The following is an 18,583-nucleotide window of genomic DNA, read 5'->3' as shown; positions in this document are numbered from 1 at the left end:
CGAGTACCCAGGCTGTTATAGTGGATTAAAATAAGAATGGGACAAGTCGGCGAGCCGCAGACAGTATGAGCAATACGGTAAGGCGAGCCAACGCTGTAGCATTCTTATTTTAATTCACTATAAAAAAGGCTACCTGAAACTTCAGGTAGCCTTCTCTTCAATCAAAGTTCAAGCTGCGGCATATTAGGCAGTTTTCTTGCCGGTGCCTTTGCTGAACACAATTTTAGTCGCCTGCCAAGCCACGCAGCAGCCGCCGGCGATGAATACCAAGTCGGAAATGGTACGAATCCAACGCAGCATCACCAGCGAATCCTGTTGCATGAAGCCTTCGCTGCGGGCCATCCACAAACCGTCGTGAATAGCGGCATAAATTTGAATCACACCGGCGGGCAGCAGGCTGGTGGCGATCATGCCCACCAGGCCGAGGTTCAGCATCCAGAAGCCGTAGCTCATCAGTTTTTCTTCAAACTCATAATCCGGTTTCAGGTAGCGTGCCACCAGCAGCACGAAGCCCAAGGCGAGGAAGCCGTATACACCGAACAGAGCGGCATGGGCGTGCACGGCGGTGGTGTTCAAGCCTTGCAGGTAGAAGAGTGACAGCGGCGGGTTGATCAGGAAGCCGAACACACCGGCGCCGATCATATTCCAGAAAGCCACGGCCACGAAGCACATCAGCGGCCAGCGCAGGCGCTTCATCCACGGAGTGGCGTGCTGGTAGGCCCAGTGTTCATGCGCCTCTTTGCCCAGCAGAATCAGCGGCACCACTTCCAAAGCGGAGAAGCAGGCGCCCACGGCCAGAATCGGCGTGGTGGTACCGGCGAAATACAGGTGGTGGAACGTGCCGGGCACGCCGCCGACCATAAACAGCGAAGCGGCAACCAATGAAGCCACGGTAGCCGATTTGCGGCTCACCAAACCCAGGTTGTAGAAAATGAAGGCCAGCGCCACGGTGGCGAACACTTCGAAGAAGCCTTCCACCCACAGGTGCACCACCCACCAGCGCCAGTAGTCCATCACGGTGAGGCTGTCGTGCTCGCCGTAGAACAGGCCGGGTGCGTAGAACACGCCCACGCCCACCATGGAAGCCACGAAAATGGCCAGCAGGTTTTTGTCGGCGTTTTTGTCTTTAAAAGCAGACACGGTGCAGCGCAGCATCAGGAACAGCCATAACAGGAGGCCGATCATCAGCAGAATCTGCCAGAAGCGGCCCAAATCCAGGTATTCGTAACCTTGGTGGCCGAACCAGAAATTCAGGTGCGCGGGCATGGCGTGGCTCAAGGCCAGGAAGTTGCCGCCGTAAGAGCCGCCCACCACGATAAACAGCGCCACAAACAGCGCATTCACGCCGAGCGCCTGGAATTTCGGGTCTTTGCCGCCGTTTACCACCGGAGCCAGGAACAGGCCGGCGGTGAGGAAGCCGGTGGCAATCCAGAAGATGGCGGATTGCAAGTGCCAAGTGCGCACCAGCGCATAGGGGAACCAGTCAGACAGCGGAATGCCGAAGAAACGCTGGCCTTCCACGGTGTAGTGCGCGGTGAGGCCGCCGAGCAGGATCTGCACGATAAACAGCGCCACGGTGAGGAACACATATTTGCCCAGCGCGCGTTGCGAAGGCGTGAGCTGCACTTTGCTGACCGGGTCGGTATCCGGCAGCTGCAGCTCGCCTTCCTCTTTGTGCAGGAAAGACCAGCCCCACACCAAGAGGCCGATACCGGACAGCAGGAACACGATACTGGCCACAGACCACATCACGTTTTCCGTGGTCGGCACGTTATTGATCAAGGGTTCGTGCGGCCAGTTGTTGGTGTAGGTGGCGTCGTGGTTCGGGCGGTTGGTGGCGGCAGCCCAAGACGTCCAGAAGAAGAAATTGGTCAGGCGCTGGCGGCGGGTTTCATCCGGCAGCGTGTTGTTTTTCATCGCAAAGTGCTCGCGGGTTTTCTCCATAGACGGGTCGTTGCCGTACAGTTTGATGTAGTACGGGGCAACCGCTTCGATGGCTTTGATGCGGGTATCGCTCAACACCACTTTGCCGTCGGCGCCCATGCGGCTGCCGTTGCGGTATTCTTCCGTGAGCGCGGCTTTCAGCACGGCCTGTTGGTCGGCATTGAGCTCGTCAAACATCTTGCCGTGCTGCTCTTGCGAACGGATGTTCAACCAAGCCACCAATTCGCGGTGCAGCCAGTCGGCCGTCCAGTCGGGGGCTTGGTAAGCGCCGTGGCCGAGAATCGAACCCAGCTCCATGCCGCCGGTGCTCTGCCAGGCAGACTGGCCGGCCAGCACGTCGTCTTTGCTGATTACGGTTTTGCCGTCGGCCGATACATAGGCTTCCGGGAACGGAGGTGCCTGACGGTATACCTCCACGCCCAAATAGCCCAATATTGAAAAGGTTATCGTCAAAACTGCGATGAGCGACAGCCATAATTTCTTATATTGTCCCATTATTAATCCTCTAAAATTGGTTTGTGGTGATTTCAAACTGATGCCGCCGCCCGGGCAAGAAACTGCCCGAAACGAGGTCACCTGTTCCCATGGCTAATATAGCCATTTCTTGTCATGAAATATCTAGCTAAAAAGTATTAATTTGCGTCAACAGGGCTGGCGGCAAAACAAAAAACCGTATTCTCGGGAATACGGTTTTCAGGTAGCCCTGGCTCACGGGTGTGCGCAATCGCGCAATTCCTTCGCGCGGCAGGGGTTGTGTTTCAGCAGCACCACCGCGCAGGCCGCTTCGTCGGCGCAGTCTTCCCAGCCGTCGGCATCGCGCACATAGATGCCCGCCGTCCGATGGCATTCCAGCTTGGCTTCAAGCATGGCGTGCAGGCTGTCGTAGCACAGGATGGCGCCGTGGAAATCGAACCACACCGGGGCGCGGGGCTGCTCCGTATCGCCGCATTCGACGCAGTAAAACTCGCCCTCAAACTCGAACACCGGCAGCAATCGCGGATCAAATACGGGGAAATCCGGCTCGTGGCGGTTGGTTTCCATGCGCCATGCCCACTCGGCCAGCGCCGCTTCCACGGGCAGGAAGCAATGGTAATGGAACAGCGGTGTGTCCAAAGGCTGTTTGTCCGACTGCACACTGCCGTTGTGCCAGCCGTAGAGCGCAAACCATTCCTGCGGCGGGCGGCGGGCGAAACCGGCGGCATCGAGTTTGGCCTGCAAATCCGCGCGGCTCAAACCAGCCTGCAGGCTGGCCGGAAAGTGCGGGTCGTGCTGCGCGGCAATGGCGGTAAGCTCGGTGAGGGTGTGTTGAAGTTGCATAGGGCTACCTGAAAAGTGAATAAACCGTTTTCAGGTAGCCCATTTGCGCCCGGGCTACCTGAAAAACGGAGGCGGGTTAAAACGTGTTGCCGTTTGCTGTTTCGGGCAGCCTTGCCGGCATCTTGTATGTCGGTCGATAGGCTACCTGAAAACAGGCTACCTGAAAAGTGGATAAACCGTTTTCAGGTAGCCTCATTTTTACCCAAGCTACCTGAAACCTAGCGCCGCTACATCTCGCCGTAGTTCGGCCCGCCGCCGCCTTCGGGGCAGGTCCAGGTGATGTTGGCGGCGGGGTCTTTGATGTCGCAGGTTTTGCAGTGGATGCAGTCGGCGGCGTGGATTTGCAGGTGCGGCCGGCCGTTTTCCTGCACGATTTCATACACGCCGGCGGGGCAGTAGCGCGTTTCGGGCGCGGCGAAGCGGCGGTAGCCCACCTCGATGGCGGCCTGTTCGCTGGCAAGCTTCAGGTGCGGCGGCTGGTTTTCTTCGTGGTGGGTGTTGGCCAGATACACGCTGCTGGCGCGGTCGAACGACACTTGGCCGTCTGGTTTGGGGTATTCGATGGGGCGGCACGCGGCGGCAGGCTTCAGGCTCTCACGGTCGCTGCCGTGATGGCTGATGGTCCACGGGGCGCGGCCGCGGAACACATACGCATCCAGCGCGTTGAGCCCCATGGCCGGCCAGAAGCCCCATTTGAAGGCGGGTCGGATATTGCGGGCGCGGTAGAGCTCGTCGTGCAGCCAGGATTGGCAGAAGGCTTCGGCATAGGCCGCGGCTTCTGCGCCCTCCTCTTCCGCCGCACCGTTTTGCAGCACGCCGAACACGGCTTCGGCGGCCAGCATGGCCGATTTCATGGCGGTGTGCGCGCCTTTGATGCTGGGCACGTTGAGGAAGCCCGCCGCATCGCCCACCAGCACGCCGCCGGGGAAAGTGAGCTTGGGCAGGCTCTGCAAACCGCCCTCAACCAGCGCGCGTGCGCCGTAGGCAATGCGCCGACCGCCTTCAAACACGGGGCGGATGGCGGGGTGGGTTTTAAACCGTTGAAACTCTTCAAACGGCGAGAGGTAGGGATTTTGATAGTCCAGCCCCACCACGAAGCCGACGGCCACTTTGTTTTCCGCCAAATGGTAGAGGAAGGAGCCGCCGTAGGTATGGCTATCCAGCGGCCAGCCCACGGTGTGCATCACCTTGCCGGGCTGCGACTGTTCGGGCCGCACTTCCCAAATCTCCTTCACGCCCAGGCCGTAGGTTTGCGGCTGGCTGTGGCGGTCTAATCGGAACTTGGCAATCAGCTGTTCGGACAGCGACCCGCGACAGCCTTCGGCAAACACCGTCTGCCGCCCCCACAGCTCCATGCCGGGCTGATAGGCATCGGTGGGCCGGCCGTCTTTGCCGATGCCCATATCGCCGGTGGCGATGCCTTTCACGCTGCCGTCTGCCCGATACAACACTTCGGCGGCGGCAAAGCCGGGGTAAATCTCCACGCCCAAACCTTCGGCCTGCTCCGCCAGCCAGCGGCACAACAGCCCCAGGCTGATGATGTAGTTGCCCTGATTGTGGAAGCTGGGCGGCAGGGGCAGCGGCAGCGCGGATTGGCGCGTGAGGAAAAGCAGCCGCTCGCCTTTCACCGGCTGTTTGAGCGGCGCACCGCGCTCGCGCCAATCGGGCAGCAGCTCGTTCAGCGCCTTGGGGTTGAACACCGCGCCCGACAAAATATGCGCGCCCACTTCCGAGCCTTTCTCCACCACGCACACGCTGATGTCGCTGCCCGACTCGGCCGCGAGCTGCTTGAGCCGTATCGCCGCCGACAGCCCGGCCACGCCCGCGCCCACGATTACCACGTCATATTGCATACTCTCGCGTGTTGTTTGTTCTGTCATCTCTGCCAAACTTTCCTGTATTCGGGCGCTTTCCGCCCGTTTCCATACTCAAAACCGAAGGCGCGATTTTACCACTTCGCCCGCCCTCCGCGTTGCTTTTGAGGCTACCTGAAAACAGGTTGAGGCCTTCAAGCTCCCGAACCCGACATCTTTAGATGCAACGGTTTGCCGGACAACGCTATCCGGCCTGCAAGGCTTCCGCTTTGGGACTGCCCGAAATTCCGAAAGGCTACCTGAAAACGGCTTGGGGTTTTCAGGTAGCCTTTCGCGGTGAATAAAATCAGACGGTTTTGCCTACTCTTCGCCCAATAATTGCTCGCGGGTGAGCAGGAAGACGCTGCTGCCGCCGTCGCTTTGTTCGGGCCAGAAGAAGGGGAGCCGGGGGAAGGCGGCTTCGAGGGCTTCGCGGTTGTGGCCGATTTCCACCAGCAATACGCCGTGCGGGTTGAGGAAGCGGGGGGCGTGTTGGAGGATTTGGCGGGTGGCATCGAGGCCATCTTCGCCGCTGCCGAGTGCCATTTCCGGCTCGTGCAGGTATTCGGCGGGCAGGGCGGCGACGCTTTCGGCGTTTACATAGGGCGGGTTGGAGATGATGAGGTCGTAAGTGCCGGAAAGGTTGGCGAAGAGGTCGCTTTGAATCAGGCGGATGCGCTCTTCGAGGCCGTAGTTAGCCACGTTGATGGCGGCCACTTCCAAGGCTTCGGGGCTGAGGTCGGCAGCGTCGACTTGGGCTTCGGGGTAGTGGCAGGCGGCTTGGATGGCGAGGCAGCCGCTGCCGGTGCAGAGGTCGAGCACGCGGCGGATCTGGTTGCCATCGCCTGTCCACGGGGCGATGGGCTCGCCGAGTTGTTCGTAGATGAAGGAGCGGGGGATGAGCACGCGTTCGTCCACATAAAATTCAAAATCGCCCTGCCAGGCTTGGCGGGTGAGGTAGGCCATGGGGAGGCGTTCGTTGACGCGGCGTTCGGCCAGGCTGAGCACGGCGTCGATTTCTTCGGGCAGGAGTGCGGCATCGAGATAGGGCTCGAGGGTGTCGAGCGGGAGGTGCAGGGTGTGGAGGATGAGGTAGGCGGCTTCGTCGTGGGCGTTGTCGCTGCCGTGGCCGAAGCTGAGGCGGGCTTGGTTGAAGCGGCTGGTGCAGAAGCGCAGGAGGTCGCGCGGGGTGCGGAGGTGTTGGCGGGCTTGGGCGAACATGGTTTTTGGGTGTTGAAAATATAGTCAGTGGGGCGGGATTATATAGTGAATCGGTAAAAACCAGTACTGCATCGGCCTGCCCGAAAGGCTACCTGAAAACGAGCCGGCGGGTTTCCGGGCAGCTAAATATTTCAGGTAGCCTTCATCGTTTTAAAACCGCCGGAAACACCCGGTTCTTTTTCAGGTAGCCTGCTTCCCTCCCGCATCGTCGAAATACCCGCGCACCAAATCCAGCACGTTTTCCAGCAGCGGGTCGTGCTGCCCTTCGTGCCAGGCCAAGACCACGCTGTTGATCCGAATATCGTCGTCCAATGGCCGCAGCACGGCGTTGTCGGGCAGGTAGCGGGCGGAAGACACGGGCACGAGCGCCACGCCCTGCCCGCAACCGGCAAAGGCCACCTGCAGGGCGATGGTGCGCACTTCGTGCAGAATATTGGGCACAAAGCCGGCGCGTTGGCAGGCGGCAATCAGGGCGTCGAAGGAATCGGGGCTGACGGCGCGCTCGAACATCACAAAGCTCTCGCAGGCCAGGTCTTTCAAACCGATGGATTCGCGCCCGGCAAAAGGATGGCTTTTCGGCAACACCACGGCCAGCTGCTCGCGGCGCAGGGTGTGCAGGCGGATGGTGCTGTCCCATGGGATTTCCAGGCGGGCGAAGGCGAGATCGATGTCGCCCGCTTGCAGCAGCGGCTCGGCGTCGCCGCTGTCGATTTCGCGCACCCGCACGGTGAGCGCGGGATAGTGCCGGTGGATGTGTTCGATGAGCGGCGGCACCACTTCCAACAGCGCCACGGTAATCGCGCCGATGTGCAGAATGCCGCTGTGGCCGGCGGCGATTTCCTGCACGGTGGTTTGCAGCCGTTGCATCTGCTCGGCAAATTTGCGCACGGCGGGCAAGATGGAATAACCGGCGGCGGTGAGCTTGGTGCCGCGCCGTGAGCGTTCAAATAACACCATGCCCAAAGCCTGCTCGAGCTGTTTGATGTGTTCGGTGAGCGGCGGCTGCGACATATTCAGCCGCTCGGCGGCGCGCCCGAAGTGTTCTTCTTCGGCCACGGCAAGAAACATCCACAAATGGCGGACAAGGCGGAAATTTATCATCTGCTTTCCCTATCACAGGCTTATTTAGGCAGTATTTTATATATCAAGAAACCGGCTGTATAGTATGCCTACCATGATGAATGGGCGTATGCAAATGTTCGGTATCATTAACTTTTCCGCTTATCTTGCAGCCGTGCTGCTGCTGGTGTTGCTGCCCGGGCCGAATATGGTTTACTGCTTATCCGTGGCCGGGCAATACGGCAAAAAAACCGGCTGGAGCGCCTTCGCCGGTATCTTTGTCGGCAACGGCGTGTTGATTGTGGCCTCCACTTTCGGCGCCAGCGCCCTGCTGCAAACCTATCCTTCTTTATTTAACGCGCTGCAGCTGGCCGGCGGCGCATACTTGGCCTACTTGGGCTTTATGCTGCTGCGCGAAGGCTGGCTCAAACTGCATCATGCTGCCGCGGCCAAAGCCGAGAGCCATACCGCCGAAAGCACCCTATTGCAGGTGTTCCGCAAATCGCTGATTATCTCCCTGGCCAACCCGCAAAGCCTGCTGTTTTTCCCAGCCATCATGGTGCAGTTTGTCGATATCCGCTACGAACACCCACACCTGAGCTTCCTGCTCTTGGGCGGCACCTTCCAGCTGTGCAGTCTGCTGTGCATGAGCACGCTGATTATGATGGCCGATTCCGTCGGCCGCGTGGGCACCAAATACAGCCGGGTGGCCGCGTTCGGCAAAAGCGGTGCAGGCGCCTTGTTTATCTTCTTCGCCGCCAAACTGTGGCTGGCCAGCGCCATCGCCTAAACCCAATCCTATAGTGAATTAACAAAAATCAGGACAAGGCGACGAGCCGCAGACAGTACAGATAGTACGGCAAGGCGAGACAACGCTGTACTGGTTTTTGTTAATTCACTATAAATTGCTGCTTCAGGCTACCTGAAAATAGTGTGCCGTACTTCCGCACCAAACTCCTATCCGCAACAGCCACGATTTTTCAGGTAGCCTTTTTTTGCGGACAGTAAGTTCAGGTAGCCTCTGTATACGCCAAGAGGCTACCTGAACACTATCTGCCCAACTCTTTTTTCCAATACCTATTATTTTTCAGGTAGCCTTCTCCCCAGCCAAGGCTACCTGAAAACCTGTGCTAGGGTTTGCTGACAGCTACTTTTCCAAGCAGATTTTTGCCCCAAAGGCGGCAGATTTAAGTCGGAAACCGCAGCAAGGTTGGGCACCTGGCGAGGATTTCCAACGCGGAAGATGCCACCTTTGGGGTAAAAAGATGCGGAAACCAGTAGTTGTCAACAGCCCCTAAACTATTGCTGCCAATCCGCTTTAGGCTATAATCGCCATTTTTCATTATCTTCTGGTTTCCTTTTGAAATTCGCCACCCGCTTGCGCCGCGCGCGCCGCTACCGGCCATATCAGCCGAAGGCAGTAATGCCGGCACACTATATTTCCTGCCACTCCTGCGGGCTGGAGCTGCGCCTGCCGCCGCTCAAGCCGGGGAAAGCAGCGTTTTGCCCGCGCTGCGGCCATCCGCTGGCGCGGGTGGAAACCAACCCGTTTCTGCTGCCGCCAGCGCTGGCCTTGGCCTCGCTGATTATGCTGGTGGTGGTGTTTTCCGGGCTGTATATGCATGTCACAGTGCTGGGCTTAGAGGTGCCGCTCACCATGCCGGAAATGATGAAGGTGCTGATTTTGCAGAAATCCGGCTTTTTGGCCGAGGTGATGTTTGTGCTCACCTTCGGCGCGCCGTTTTTCTTCTGCCTGCTGTGTTTGTATGTGTATGGCGGGTTGCTGTGGGGCAAGCCGCCGCCCGGCGTGCTGCGCGCCACGCGCTGGCTGGTGCGGCTGCGCGGCTGGATGATGGTGGATGTGTTTTTTATTTCCACGCTGGTGGCCTATATCAAGCTGGGCAAAGTGGCGGAAGTGCATTTCGGGCCGGCGTTTTATTTGATGTTTGTGCTGTCCGTGCTGCTTATCCGCACTGCACTTTCCGTGCCGGAGCATTGGGTGTATTACCAAATCCGGCGGCTGCGCGGGGATAAAGATTTGGTGCGGCCTGAAGGCGGTTCGGTGTTTTGCGGCAAGTGCTTGTTTGAACGGCCGGCACACGAAATCGAATGCGAAATTTGCGGCTCGGGGCTGCATAAGCGTCGGCCAAACAGCCTAGGTTTGAGCTTGGCGCTGCTGATTACTTCTGTGATTTTGCTGCTGCCGGCCAATCTGATGACGATTATGGTGTCGTCCAACCCCACCGTTATCGAACGCAGCACGATTTTCAGCGGCATTCAGTTTATGTGGCGTGACGGCGACCACTACATCGCCATGATTATTTTCAGCGCCAGCATTATGGTGCCGTGGCTGAAGATTATCGCCATGGGCGTGCTGCTGTATGCGGCGAAGTTCGGCACCCAAATAGCGCCGCAGAAGCTTTCCAAGCTGTATTTGATTACGGAATCCATCGGGCGCTGGTCGATGATCGATATTTTCGTCATCATCATGCTGATGTCCACTTTCCGCACACACATGGCGCGGGTGGTGCCCGGACCGGCGGCGCTGTATTTCTGCCTGGTGGTGCTGCTCACCATGCTCTCGGCACATTTTTTCGACCCGCGCCTGATGTGGGACAAAGCCGCCAGGCGCAATACAAAGGCTACCTGAAATCATTAGGGGCTGCCCGAACCGTTTTCAGGTAGCCACAACGCAGCATAGGCTACCTGAAAACCTCTTCACATAAAACGCAAAATCACACCATGAATAAACATTCTTCCACACGCGAACCACAGGCAAAAATCCGCCGCAACCGCAGTTTTTCCTTTATGGTGTGGCTCATCCCGCTCATCGCCCTCTTCACCGGCGGCTGGCTGCTGTTCGACCACATCCGCAACACCGGCCCGGAAATCACGCTGTATATGGCCAATGCCGAGGGCATCGAAGTGAACAACACCGTGATCAAGGTGCTTGATGTGGAAGTGGGCCGCGTTACCGCCATCCACCTGCGCCCCAGCCAAGAAGGCGTGGCACTCACCGCCCAGCTTTCCGGCGAAGCGAAAGACATGATCCGCAAAGACAGCCAGTTTTGGATGGTAAAACCGCGCGTGGACCAAAGCGGCATCACCGGCTTGAGCACGCTCGTGTCCGGCTCGTATATCGCCCTGATGCCCGGCAAAAGCCCGGAAGAAGCGCGCGAATTCACCGTGGCCGATGTGCCGCCCGTATCCGCCTTCGCCCAAGGCGGCCTGCGCCTGCGCTTAAAAGGCGGCAGCGGCAAAATCCTCAGCAGCGGCAGCCCGGTGATGTACCGCGACATCGTGGTGGGCATCGTGGAGGGCGCGAAATTCGATCCCGCATCCAAAACCACCGACTACCAAATCTTCATCGGCAGCCCCAACGACAAACTCATCGGCAGCAACGTGCGCTTCTGGCTACAAAGCGGCCTCAAAATCGAGCTTGGCGGCAGCGGCCTCAAGGTGGACACCCCTTCCCTGCCCGCCCTGATTTCCGGCGCCATCGCCTTCGACGACCCGCCCGGCGGCGACAAAGGCGGCCAGGTGGCCAACAACGCCCTCTTCCCCCTCTACGACAGCCGTGCCGACGTAGACAACCAAGCCGACGCGCGCTCGCTGTATTACGTGGTCTTCTTCAAACAAAGCGTGCGCGGCCTGGCCGTCGGCGCGCCCGTGGAATACAAAGGCATCCCCATCGGCACGGTAACCGACGTGCCCTACTTCAGCCGCAACGACAGCCTCAACCTATTCGACAACGGCTGGGTTCCCGTGCGCATCCGCATCGACCCCTCCCGCCTCGAAATCAACGCCGACAGCCAAAGCAAAGAAGCCTGGGCCGACCAAATCAGCCGCGCCCTCAACAAAGGCCTCAGCGCCACCCTGTCCAGCAACAACCTGCTCACCGGCTCCCTGTTTGTCGAACTTTCCGAAGCCCCCGGCCAAAGCGTGCTCAAACCCGCCGCCAGCTATCAGGGCAACACCGTCATCGCCAGCCGCAACGGCGGCAGCCTGGGCGATTTGCAGCAGCAGGTATCCGCCCTGCTCGACAAATTCAACCGCCTGCCGCTGGATAAAACCGTGCGCGAACTCAACGGCAGCCTAACCGAGCTGAAAGGCACGCTCGCCCAAGCCAACCGCCTGCTCGGCCAGCCGCAAACCCAGCAGCTGCCCGGCGAGCTCAACCGCACTCTAGCCGAACTGCGCACCACCCTGCAGGGCGTATCCCCGCAATCGCCCGTGTATGGCGACGTGCAGAAAACCCTGCGCAGCATCGACCGCACCCTGCAGCAGGCCGCGCCCGTGCTCAACACCCTCAAAGAGCAGCCCAACGCCCTGATTTTCAACTCTTCCGCCACCGACCCCACCCCGAAAGGAAGCCGCTGATGTCCTTGTTTGCCAAACTGTCCGCCGCCGCCACAGCCCTGCTGCTGGCCGCCTGCGCCTCCGCCCCCGCCACCCAGTATTTCAGCCTGCCCGACAGCGCCTTCGTGCCGCCGGCCGGCCAAAGCAGCGGCCAAACCGCCGTGCAAATCATCCTGGCCGAGCCGCTCGGCCAAGGCGGCCTCGTTTACCAAACCGACGCCCACCGCCTCAACTTCGCCCGCCACCACCTGTGGGCCGCCCCGCTGGATCAAAGCCTGGCCGCCGCCTTCAGCAACCGGCTCAACCGCCACGGCAGCGCCCGCTTCGTGCCCTACGGCCGCGGCAACGACCTGCCCGTGCTCAAGATTTACATCGAGCAATTCCAAGGCAGCTTCCAAGGACACACCCTCGTAAGCGGCTATGCCCAATGGCCGAACGGCCGCACCACCCCGTTCAACATCCAAACCCCGCAGCAGGGCGATGGCTACCCCGCCATGGTGGAATCCCTGTCCCAAGGCCTCAACCGCGCTGCCGACACCGTGGGCGGCCACTGAATATCCCGCCGCAGGCATCACAAAAGGCTACCTGAAATTTTCAGGTAGCTTTTTTAGGGCAAGCAGCATAAACGCATCACAGCCTGTCGCTATTGCGGATGAAAACGGGCACGGAGCAAGGTGCAGTCGGTAATACTGATAGCCAAACGAACCAACGCCGTGGCTTGTTTCCATTCACGCGACAACTCTCCGCGCCATGCGGCCTAAGCTCGCCCTACCCTTCCCCCACATTGTCTGCAACTTGCCGCCAGCTAGGAGCAAACCTGCACATTTGCGTTTTCAGGTAGCCTTTTCTCATTTCTTGGCAAAGCCGCGTGCCTGCAGGAAAGGCAGGATGTGCGGGCGCAGGGGTTGAGCCAGGGTGCGGGCGATTTGGCCGCGCCAGTCCAAATCCAGCCCGCTGCGGGTCTGATAGTAGGCGGCCAGTTCTCGGTTGTAGGCATCGAGGGTGTCGCCGCCGCATTCGCGGTAACGGTTTTCGCTCACGATGGCCTCAAGCGGCAGGCGCGGGCGGTAGAGCGGGTTTTGCGCGGGGTGACCGAGGCAGAGGCCGAACAGCGGCACGGCGGTATCGGGCAGGTCGAGGGCTTCGGCGGCAGCGGCGATATCGTTGCGCAGGGAGCCGATGTACACGCCGCCCAGGCCGAGCGATTCGGCAGCCAGCAAAACGTTTTGCGCGGTGATGCCGGCGTCCACGGCACCCAGCAGCAGGGCTTCGGTATAGCCGGTTTGGATATCGGGCACGAGGCGTCGGTGTTTGGTGTAGTCGATGCAGAACACGAGGAATTCCGGCGCGAGGCGGACGTATTCCTGTTGGGCGGCAATCTGATACAGCCGCCCGCGCACGGCGGGGTCGGTAACGCGGATGATGTGGATGCACTGCATGAAGCTGGACGAAGAAGCGGAGCGGCCGGCTTCGAGCACGGCGGCGAGCTGCTCCGGCGCAACGGGCTCGGCAGTGAATTTACGGATGGAGCGGTGGGCCAGTGCGGTGGCCAGCACGGGTTGGGAGTTGAGTTGGGCGGGCATGGGAATCCTGTATCAGCGGTGGAAAGGCTACCTGAAAATTGAAATGGCGGAATAAGCGGGCTGCCTAGCGGCTGTTTGGTATGAACGTTTGCGGCAAAAGTTTTCAGGTAGCCTGTTGAACATAAGGCTACCTGAAAACCATCGTGCCGGATACAAGGCGTAAACAGCCAAATGAAGCCGCGTTTATTCGGCGGCTTTCTTATTGCCGTCCACCACCACGGTGAGCTTGCCGGTGGTGGGATGAATCACCAAACCGTGTACGGCAATGTGCTCGGGCATCAGCGGGTGTTGTTTGATGAGGCTCACCGTGTGACGCACGCTCTCGTCGGCATTGTCGAAACCGGTGAGCCAGCCGTCCAAGTCGATGCCGGCATGGCGCAGGGTGTTGATATTGGCTTCGGAAATACCGGCGGCGCGGGCTTTGTTGAGCAGGCGGTCGGGGGAGAAGCCACACATGCCGCAATCGTGGTGCGCCACCACCATGATTTCTTCCACATGCAAATCGAACACGCCCACCAAGAGGCTGCGCATGACCGAACCCCACGGGTGCAGCACCACCGCACCGGCATTGCGGATCACTTTGGCATCGCCGTTTTTCAAGCCCAAGGCGGCATACAGCAGCTCAAGAATGCGCGTATCCATGCAAGACAGGATGGCCAGTTTCTTTTCAGGATATTTATCGCTGAAAAATTCCACGTATTTGCCGCTTTCGACAAAGCGCTTGTTGTGTTCGACTATTTCATTGAGTAGGTTCATGAACGTTTCCTTCATGGTTGGGGATTGGGGCGCAAACGAATGCGGAAATAAACCATGCCTATTATATACCAGTACCAGCGGGGCAAATCATTTCTGCACGGCCGAAACACTTCGCACCGGCCTAGCCTGCCGCATTCGACCCGCCCACCGTATTCAAATGCCGGTTTCCGATTTTTCAGGTAGCCTCTAGCGCAAACACGCCCCGCTCTGCGCATCCACAATCCGGCTCGGCCGCTTCGAGCTGCCGCAGCGGCCGTTGACCACATACGCATCCCGCCCGAAACAGCGCCGCACTTCGCGCTGATGCCGCAAAGCCCGCCGCCCGCTGCGGTTGCACGAAGTGGACACCAGCGGCGTACCCAACAACGCGCACAAGCGCCGCGCCCCGTCATGCCCCGGCACGCGCACCGCCAGCTTTTCCCGCCCGCGCCCGCGCAACAGCGACGGCACGCGGTCGGCTGCCGCAAACAAAAACGTAACCGCCGCCGGCCAAGTGCTTTGCGCCAGCCTGCGTTGGTTTTCAGGTAGCCTTTGCAGCAACGGCTCAAGCTGTTTCAAATCATTGCCGACAACAATCAAACCTTTATGCTGCGGCCGCTTTTTCAGCCGCATCAGCCGGTGCAAGGCACGGCGGTGCGTGGGCAGGCAGCCCAAGCCGTAGCTGGATTCCGTGGGATAGGCCACCAAGCCGCCGCGGCGCAGATGCGCGCGCAGCCCTCGGGCGGCAGCGGCGGAAAGGATTCGTGGGCACATGGTGTTTGCAGACTGTTTGCGTGGAAGGACTGTATTGTAATCCGAAACCGGCAGGCTGTTTACCGTTGCCATACCATTCGAGCCTGCCGCAACCCGCCTGCCTGCAAAGGCCTGGTTTGAATTTATTGGGAGTTTGCAGCTGCGTTTTCAGGTAGCCTGATTGCCGGTATCCGCATTCCAGTCGAGATGCCACCTTGCATACAGGCAAATCCGCACGGAAGGAAATGCGGCTTTCGGCGGTAAGTGGCCGCCGCACGGGGCTTGCAGTATAATTTGCTTCCTTATCAATCCGCGTAAACGGCTTGCTGCCCGCAGCATTTCTGGCCGTTTCCCGCCAGCCGTCCCCCTTCCGTTTTCCCCAACCGGTTTATCCAGATGACGACTCCCGCCCCCGTCCCCCCGCCCTCCGTTTCCGACGATTACGCACAGCAGCAGGAAATTACCCGCCTGTGCATCCATGCCGCGCTGTTGCTGCTGCAATATGGCGCGGAAAGCACGCTGATCGACCAAATCGCCGTGCGGCTGGGTCGTGCGCTGGGCATGGACAGCGTGGAGTGCGCGCTCACGCCGAATGCGATTGTGATTACCACGCGCCGCGCCAACCAGTGCATCACCACCACGCGCAAGAATTTCGACAAGGGCATCAATATGTCGGTGATCACGGCGGTGCAGCATATCGTGCTGGATGCGGAAGACGGGCTGTATAGCGTGCAGGAAGTGCGCGAGCGGCTGGATGCGGTGAAGGCGGAAAAATACAACCGCTATTTTGTGGTGTTTATGGTGGGGCTCTCTTGCGCGAGCTTTGCCCACCTTTCGGGCGGCGACCCGCTGATTTGTTTCATCACGTTTATCGCTTCGGCCTGCGGTATGTGGGTGCGACAGGCGCTGTCGGCACGGCACTACAATCCGGCGGTGGTGTTTGCGGTAACCGCTTTTGTGGCTTCGATGGTGTCGGGCATGGCGCTGAAGTTCGGCTGGGGCGCACACCCGGAAATCGCTACGGCGGCCAGCGTGTTGCTCTTGGTGCCGGGGGTGCCGCTGATTAACTCGCTGGCCGATATGCTCAAAGGCCATGTGAACATGGGCATGAGCCGCTGGGCGGTGGCCACGCTGCTCACGTTCAGCACCTGTTTGGGCATCGTGTTGGCCTTGAGCCTGTTGAATGTTTCCGCTTGGGATTAAGCCATGCTGCTGAATTTGCTGGACGATATGTTTTTCGCCGCCATCCCCGCCGTGGGCTTTGCGATTTTGTTTAATGTGCCGCGCAATGCGTTGAAATACTGCGCTTATCTGGGCGCGCTGGGGCATGGCTCGCGCACGCTCATGATGCAGTTCGGCCTGTCGCAGGGCCTGGCCACGCTGTGTGCGGCTTCGCTGGTGGGCTTTATCGGTGTGTATTTGTCGCAACGCTACCGGGCGCACCCGAAAGTATTTACCGTGGCCGCCATCATTCCGATGATTCCGGGCGTGTATGTGTATAAGGCGATGATTGCGCTGGTGCAGATAAACCATAAGGGCTTCTCCGAGCAGCTTTTGGGGCAGGCGGTGGATTATTTTGTGAAATCCGGCTTCGTTATCGGCGCACTGGCCTTCGGGCTAGCACTGCCGGGGCTGCTGTTCTACCGCCAGCGGCCGGTGGTGTAGCGGCCATACCGTTTTGTGTGTGACTGAAGCCATAATTCTTCAGCAAGCCGCCGCAATCTGCTAAACTTACCGCCTTATTATTCTTTCTGCGCCGATATGCACACCGATTCCCCCGCCTCTCCAGAGCCCGAGCCTGCCTCGGCGGATAAGTGTGTGCACGGCATATATTTAAAGGCTACCTGAAAGCTGACCACGGCGTTTTCAGGTAGCCTTTGTTTGTTGTTATTACTTGCAATCAAGGATTCGAATTCATGGATTTCTCTTGGCTGGCCGACCCGGTAACCTGGCTGGGCTTTGCTACGCTGATTATTCTCGAAGTCGTGCTCGGCATCGACAACCTGGTGTTCGTGGCCATTCTGGCCGGCAAAGTACGCCCCGCCCAGCGCGACCGCGCCCGCATCACCGGCCTGACCTTGGCCGTGCTCATCCGGCTGCTCATGCTCGCCTTTATGGGCCGCATCATGCAGCTCACTACCCCGCTGTTTGCCCTGGGGCGGCTGGAAGTGGCCGGCAAAGACATCATCATGTTTGTGGGCGGCCTGTTCCTGCTGTATAAGGCCACCACCGAGCTGCACGAACGGCTGGAAGGCGCCAACCACTACGCCGTTTCCGACACCGACCACCGCAAACAACATGCGCCGTTTTGGGGCGTGGTATTGCAGATTCTCGTGCTCGATGCCGTGTTTTCCATCGATGCCGTGGTAACCGCCGTGGCCGTGGTGCAGCATATCCAAATCGCCATGGCCGCCGTGGTTGTGGCGATGGCGCTGATGATTTGGGCGAGCAAACCGCTCACCGAATTTGTCAACCGCCATCCCACCGTGGTGATGCTCTGCCTCGGCTTCCTCTTGATGATCGGCTTCAGCCTGATTGCCGAAGCCTTCCATGTGGTCATCCCCAAAGGCTACCTGTATGCCGCCATCGGCTTCTCGGTGCTGATTGAAGTGTTCAACCAAATCTCCCAGCGCAATACCGACAAAAACGCCTACGGCAGCCGCTCTTGGCGCCGCCGTACCGCCGAAAACGTGCTCGGCATGATGGGCATCCGCGAGACCATGCTGGCCAAAGCCGGCGAAGAAAGCCACGATGCCGGCCACTTTGAAGAAAACGAAAAATCCATGATCCGCAGCGTGCTCACCCTGGCCGAGCGCCCCCTGCCCGGCATCATGGTGCCCCGCCGCGACATCGAACGGCTCGACATTTCCCAAAGCCGCGAGCAGCAATACGCCCAGCTGCAAAACACCCCGTATTCCCGCCTTCTCGTGGTGGGCAAGGCCGGTGCCGACGAGCCTTTGGGCTACATCAACAAGAAAGACCTGCTCAACCAGCTTCTGGCCGGGCAAGAGCCTGATATCCAGGCCGCCCTGCGCCAGCCGCTCATCCTGCCCGACAGCACCAACACCCTTTCCGCCATCGAGCAGTTCCGCCAAAGCGGCGCCGACTACGCCCTCGTGGTAGACGAATTCGGCGCCGTGCAGGGCATGGTTACCACCAAAGACCTGCTCTCCGCCATTGCCGGCGAATTCCCCGAAGCCTACGAGCGCAAAGAGCCCAACGCCCAGCCCGGCGAACACAGCACCGACAGCAGCGACAGCCTGCTGGTGGACGGCAGCCACGAATACGCCGAGCTCGCCCCCCAGCTCGGCCTGCCGCCGCCCGAAGAAGATGCCGACTACCACACCGTGGCCGGCCTGATGATCGAAGAGCTGAAAACCCTGCCCGAAGTGGGCGACACCCTCGACTACCACGGCTGGCGTTTCACCGTGGCCGCCAAAGCCGGCCAGCGCATCGAACAAATCCGCATCAGCCGACTGCCGGAATAAGCGCAGGGTTTCAGGTAGCCTTTGCAATCATACTCAAAGGCTACCTGAAAAATATAGTGGATTAACAAAAATCAGGACAAGGCGGCGAGCCGCAGACAGTACACACGTTACGGCAAGGCGAGCCAACGCTGTACTGGTTTTTGTTATAGTAAATTAAAAACAAAATAGTACAATATTCAACTTTGAAGGTCTAACCATGGCATACTCTGCGGACTTAAGGAACAAAGCTTTAAACTATTACGAACAATGCAAAAACATCAGCCAAACCGCA

The 18,583-nt window shown here is 59.4% G+C and carries 18 protein-coding genes; 9 read left to right on the top strand and 9 right to left on the bottom strand.

The features are described from left to right. Positions 1-183: 183 nt before the first annotated feature. Positions 184-2,439 (bottom strand): nitric-oxide reductase large subunit, encoded by a 2,256-nt coding sequence (locus A7Q00_RS09740; RefSeq protein ID WP_064090356.1) that lies wholly within the window; start codon positions 2,437-2,439, stop codon positions 184-186. A gap of 213 nt (positions 2,440-2,652) precedes the next feature. Beyond that, positions 2,653-3,261, bottom strand: coding sequence for an SMI1/KNR4 family protein (locus A7Q00_RS09735; RefSeq protein ID WP_064090355.1), 609 nt, complete (start codon positions 3,259-3,261; stop codon positions 2,653-2,655). Positions 3,262-3,276: 15 nt separating this feature from the next. Between A7Q00_RS09735 and A7Q00_RS13645 the strand changes: the two genes are divergently transcribed. Further along, complete coding sequence (locus A7Q00_RS13645; RefSeq protein ID WP_156503798.1) at positions 3,277-3,483, top strand: hypothetical protein; 207 nt, start codon at positions 3,277-3,279, stop codon at positions 3,481-3,483. A gap of 5 nt (positions 3,484-3,488) precedes the next feature. Here the strand turns inward: A7Q00_RS13645 and A7Q00_RS09730 are convergent, their stop codons facing one another. Beyond that, on the bottom strand, positions 3,489-5,141 hold the full coding sequence (locus tag A7Q00_RS09730) for an electron transfer flavoprotein-ubiquinone oxidoreductase (RefSeq protein WP_064090354.1): 1,653 nt from the start codon (positions 5,139-5,141) through the stop codon (positions 3,489-3,491). A gap of 155 nt (positions 5,142-5,296) precedes the next feature. Between A7Q00_RS09730 and A7Q00_RS14195 the strand changes: the two genes are divergently transcribed. After that, on the top strand, positions 5,297-5,419 hold the full coding sequence (locus A7Q00_RS14195; RefSeq protein WP_281179012.1) for a hypothetical protein: 123 nt from the start codon (positions 5,297-5,299) through the stop codon (positions 5,417-5,419). Positions 5,420-5,435: 16 nt separating this feature from the next. Here the strand turns inward: A7Q00_RS14195 and prmB are convergent, their stop codons facing one another. Then, on the bottom strand, positions 5,436-6,335 hold the full coding sequence (gene prmB / locus A7Q00_RS09725; protein WP_064090353.1) for a 50S ribosomal protein L3 N(5)-glutamine methyltransferase: 900 nt from the start codon (positions 6,333-6,335) through the stop codon (positions 5,436-5,438). A 180-nt stretch (positions 6,336-6,515) separates the two neighbouring features. Next, positions 6,516-7,436, bottom strand: coding sequence for a LysR substrate-binding domain-containing protein (locus A7Q00_RS09720; RefSeq protein WP_064090352.1), 921 nt, complete (start codon positions 7,434-7,436; stop codon positions 6,516-6,518). 94 nt (positions 7,437-7,530) lie between these two features. On the opposite strand from A7Q00_RS09720, the gene leuE reads away from it, so the two are divergent. The 4 genes from leuE (at position 7,531) to A7Q00_RS09695 (ending at position 12,307) form a co-directional block, all read left to right on the top strand. Next, a complete protein-coding gene (gene leuE / locus A7Q00_RS09715) occupies positions 7,531-8,184 on the top strand; it encodes a leucine efflux protein LeuE (protein WP_064090497.1) in 654 nt (217 codons plus the stop codon). A 633-nt stretch (positions 8,185-8,817) separates the two neighbouring features. After that, positions 8,818-10,044, top strand: a complete 1,227-nt coding sequence (locus A7Q00_RS09705; protein ID WP_156503797.1) for a paraquat-inducible protein A — start codon at positions 8,818-8,820, stop codon at positions 10,042-10,044. Positions 10,045-10,136: 92 nt separating this feature from the next. Next, the gene (pqiB, locus tag A7Q00_RS09700) at positions 10,137-11,774 is read left to right on the top strand and encodes an intermembrane transport protein PqiB (protein WP_064090350.1); all 1,638 of its coding nucleotides are present in this window, start codon (positions 10,137-10,139) and stop codon (positions 11,772-11,774) included. After that, entirely contained in the window at positions 11,774-12,307 is a 534-nt protein-coding gene (locus A7Q00_RS09695; RefSeq protein ID WP_064090349.1) for a PqiC family protein, read from the top strand. The genes pqiB and A7Q00_RS09695 overlap by 1 nt, the downstream gene beginning before the upstream one ends. A 294-nt stretch (positions 12,308-12,601) precedes the next feature. On the opposite strand, the gene nfsA is transcribed toward A7Q00_RS09695, so the two are convergent. The 3 genes from nfsA to A7Q00_RS09680 form a co-directional block, all read right to left on the bottom strand. After that, the gene (nfsA, locus tag A7Q00_RS09690; RefSeq protein WP_064090348.1) at positions 12,602-13,336 is read right to left on the bottom strand and encodes an oxygen-insensitive NADPH nitroreductase; all 735 of its coding nucleotides are present in this window, start codon (positions 13,334-13,336) and stop codon (positions 12,602-12,604) included. Positions 13,337-13,519: 183 nt separating this feature from the next. Then, complete coding sequence (locus A7Q00_RS09685; RefSeq protein WP_064090347.1) at positions 13,520-14,092, bottom strand: beta-class carbonic anhydrase; 573 nt, start codon at positions 14,090-14,092, stop codon at positions 13,520-13,522. A 186-nt stretch (positions 14,093-14,278) separates the two neighbouring features. Further along, the gene (locus tag A7Q00_RS09680; RefSeq protein ID WP_064090346.1) at positions 14,279-14,845 is read right to left on the bottom strand and encodes an L-threonylcarbamoyladenylate synthase; all 567 of its coding nucleotides are present in this window, start codon (positions 14,843-14,845) and stop codon (positions 14,279-14,281) included. Between the two features lie 375 nt (positions 14,846-15,220). Between A7Q00_RS09680 and A7Q00_RS09675 the strand changes: the two genes are divergently transcribed. Then, positions 15,221-16,027, top strand: coding sequence for a threonine/serine exporter family protein (locus tag A7Q00_RS09675; RefSeq protein ID WP_064090345.1), 807 nt, complete (start codon positions 15,221-15,223; stop codon positions 16,025-16,027). Between the two features lie 3 nt (positions 16,028-16,030). Beyond that, the gene (locus A7Q00_RS09670; RefSeq protein WP_023887120.1) at positions 16,031-16,489 is read left to right on the top strand and encodes a threonine/serine exporter family protein; all 459 of its coding nucleotides are present in this window, start codon (positions 16,031-16,033) and stop codon (positions 16,487-16,489) included. A 77-nt stretch (positions 16,490-16,566) separates the two neighbouring features. On the opposite strand, the gene A7Q00_RS13640 is transcribed toward A7Q00_RS09670, so the two are convergent. Continuing rightward, positions 16,567-16,728: a hypothetical protein gene (locus tag A7Q00_RS13640; protein ID WP_156503796.1), complete on the bottom strand. Its 162-nt coding sequence runs from the start codon at positions 16,726-16,728 to the stop codon at positions 16,567-16,569. Between the two features lie 12 nt (positions 16,729-16,740). On the opposite strand from A7Q00_RS13640, the gene A7Q00_RS09665 reads away from it, so the two are divergent. Next, positions 16,741-18,312, top strand: a complete 1,572-nt coding sequence (locus A7Q00_RS09665) for a TerC family protein (RefSeq protein WP_064090344.1) — start codon at positions 16,741-16,743, stop codon at positions 18,310-18,312. The last annotated feature ends 271 nt before the right edge of the window (positions 18,313-18,583 follow it).

The organism is Eikenella halliae (assembly GCF_001648475.1).
GTDB lineage: Bacteria > Pseudomonadota > Gammaproteobacteria > Burkholderiales > Neisseriaceae > Eikenella > Eikenella halliae.
This window is presented reverse-complemented; position numbering and strand designations above follow the sequence as displayed.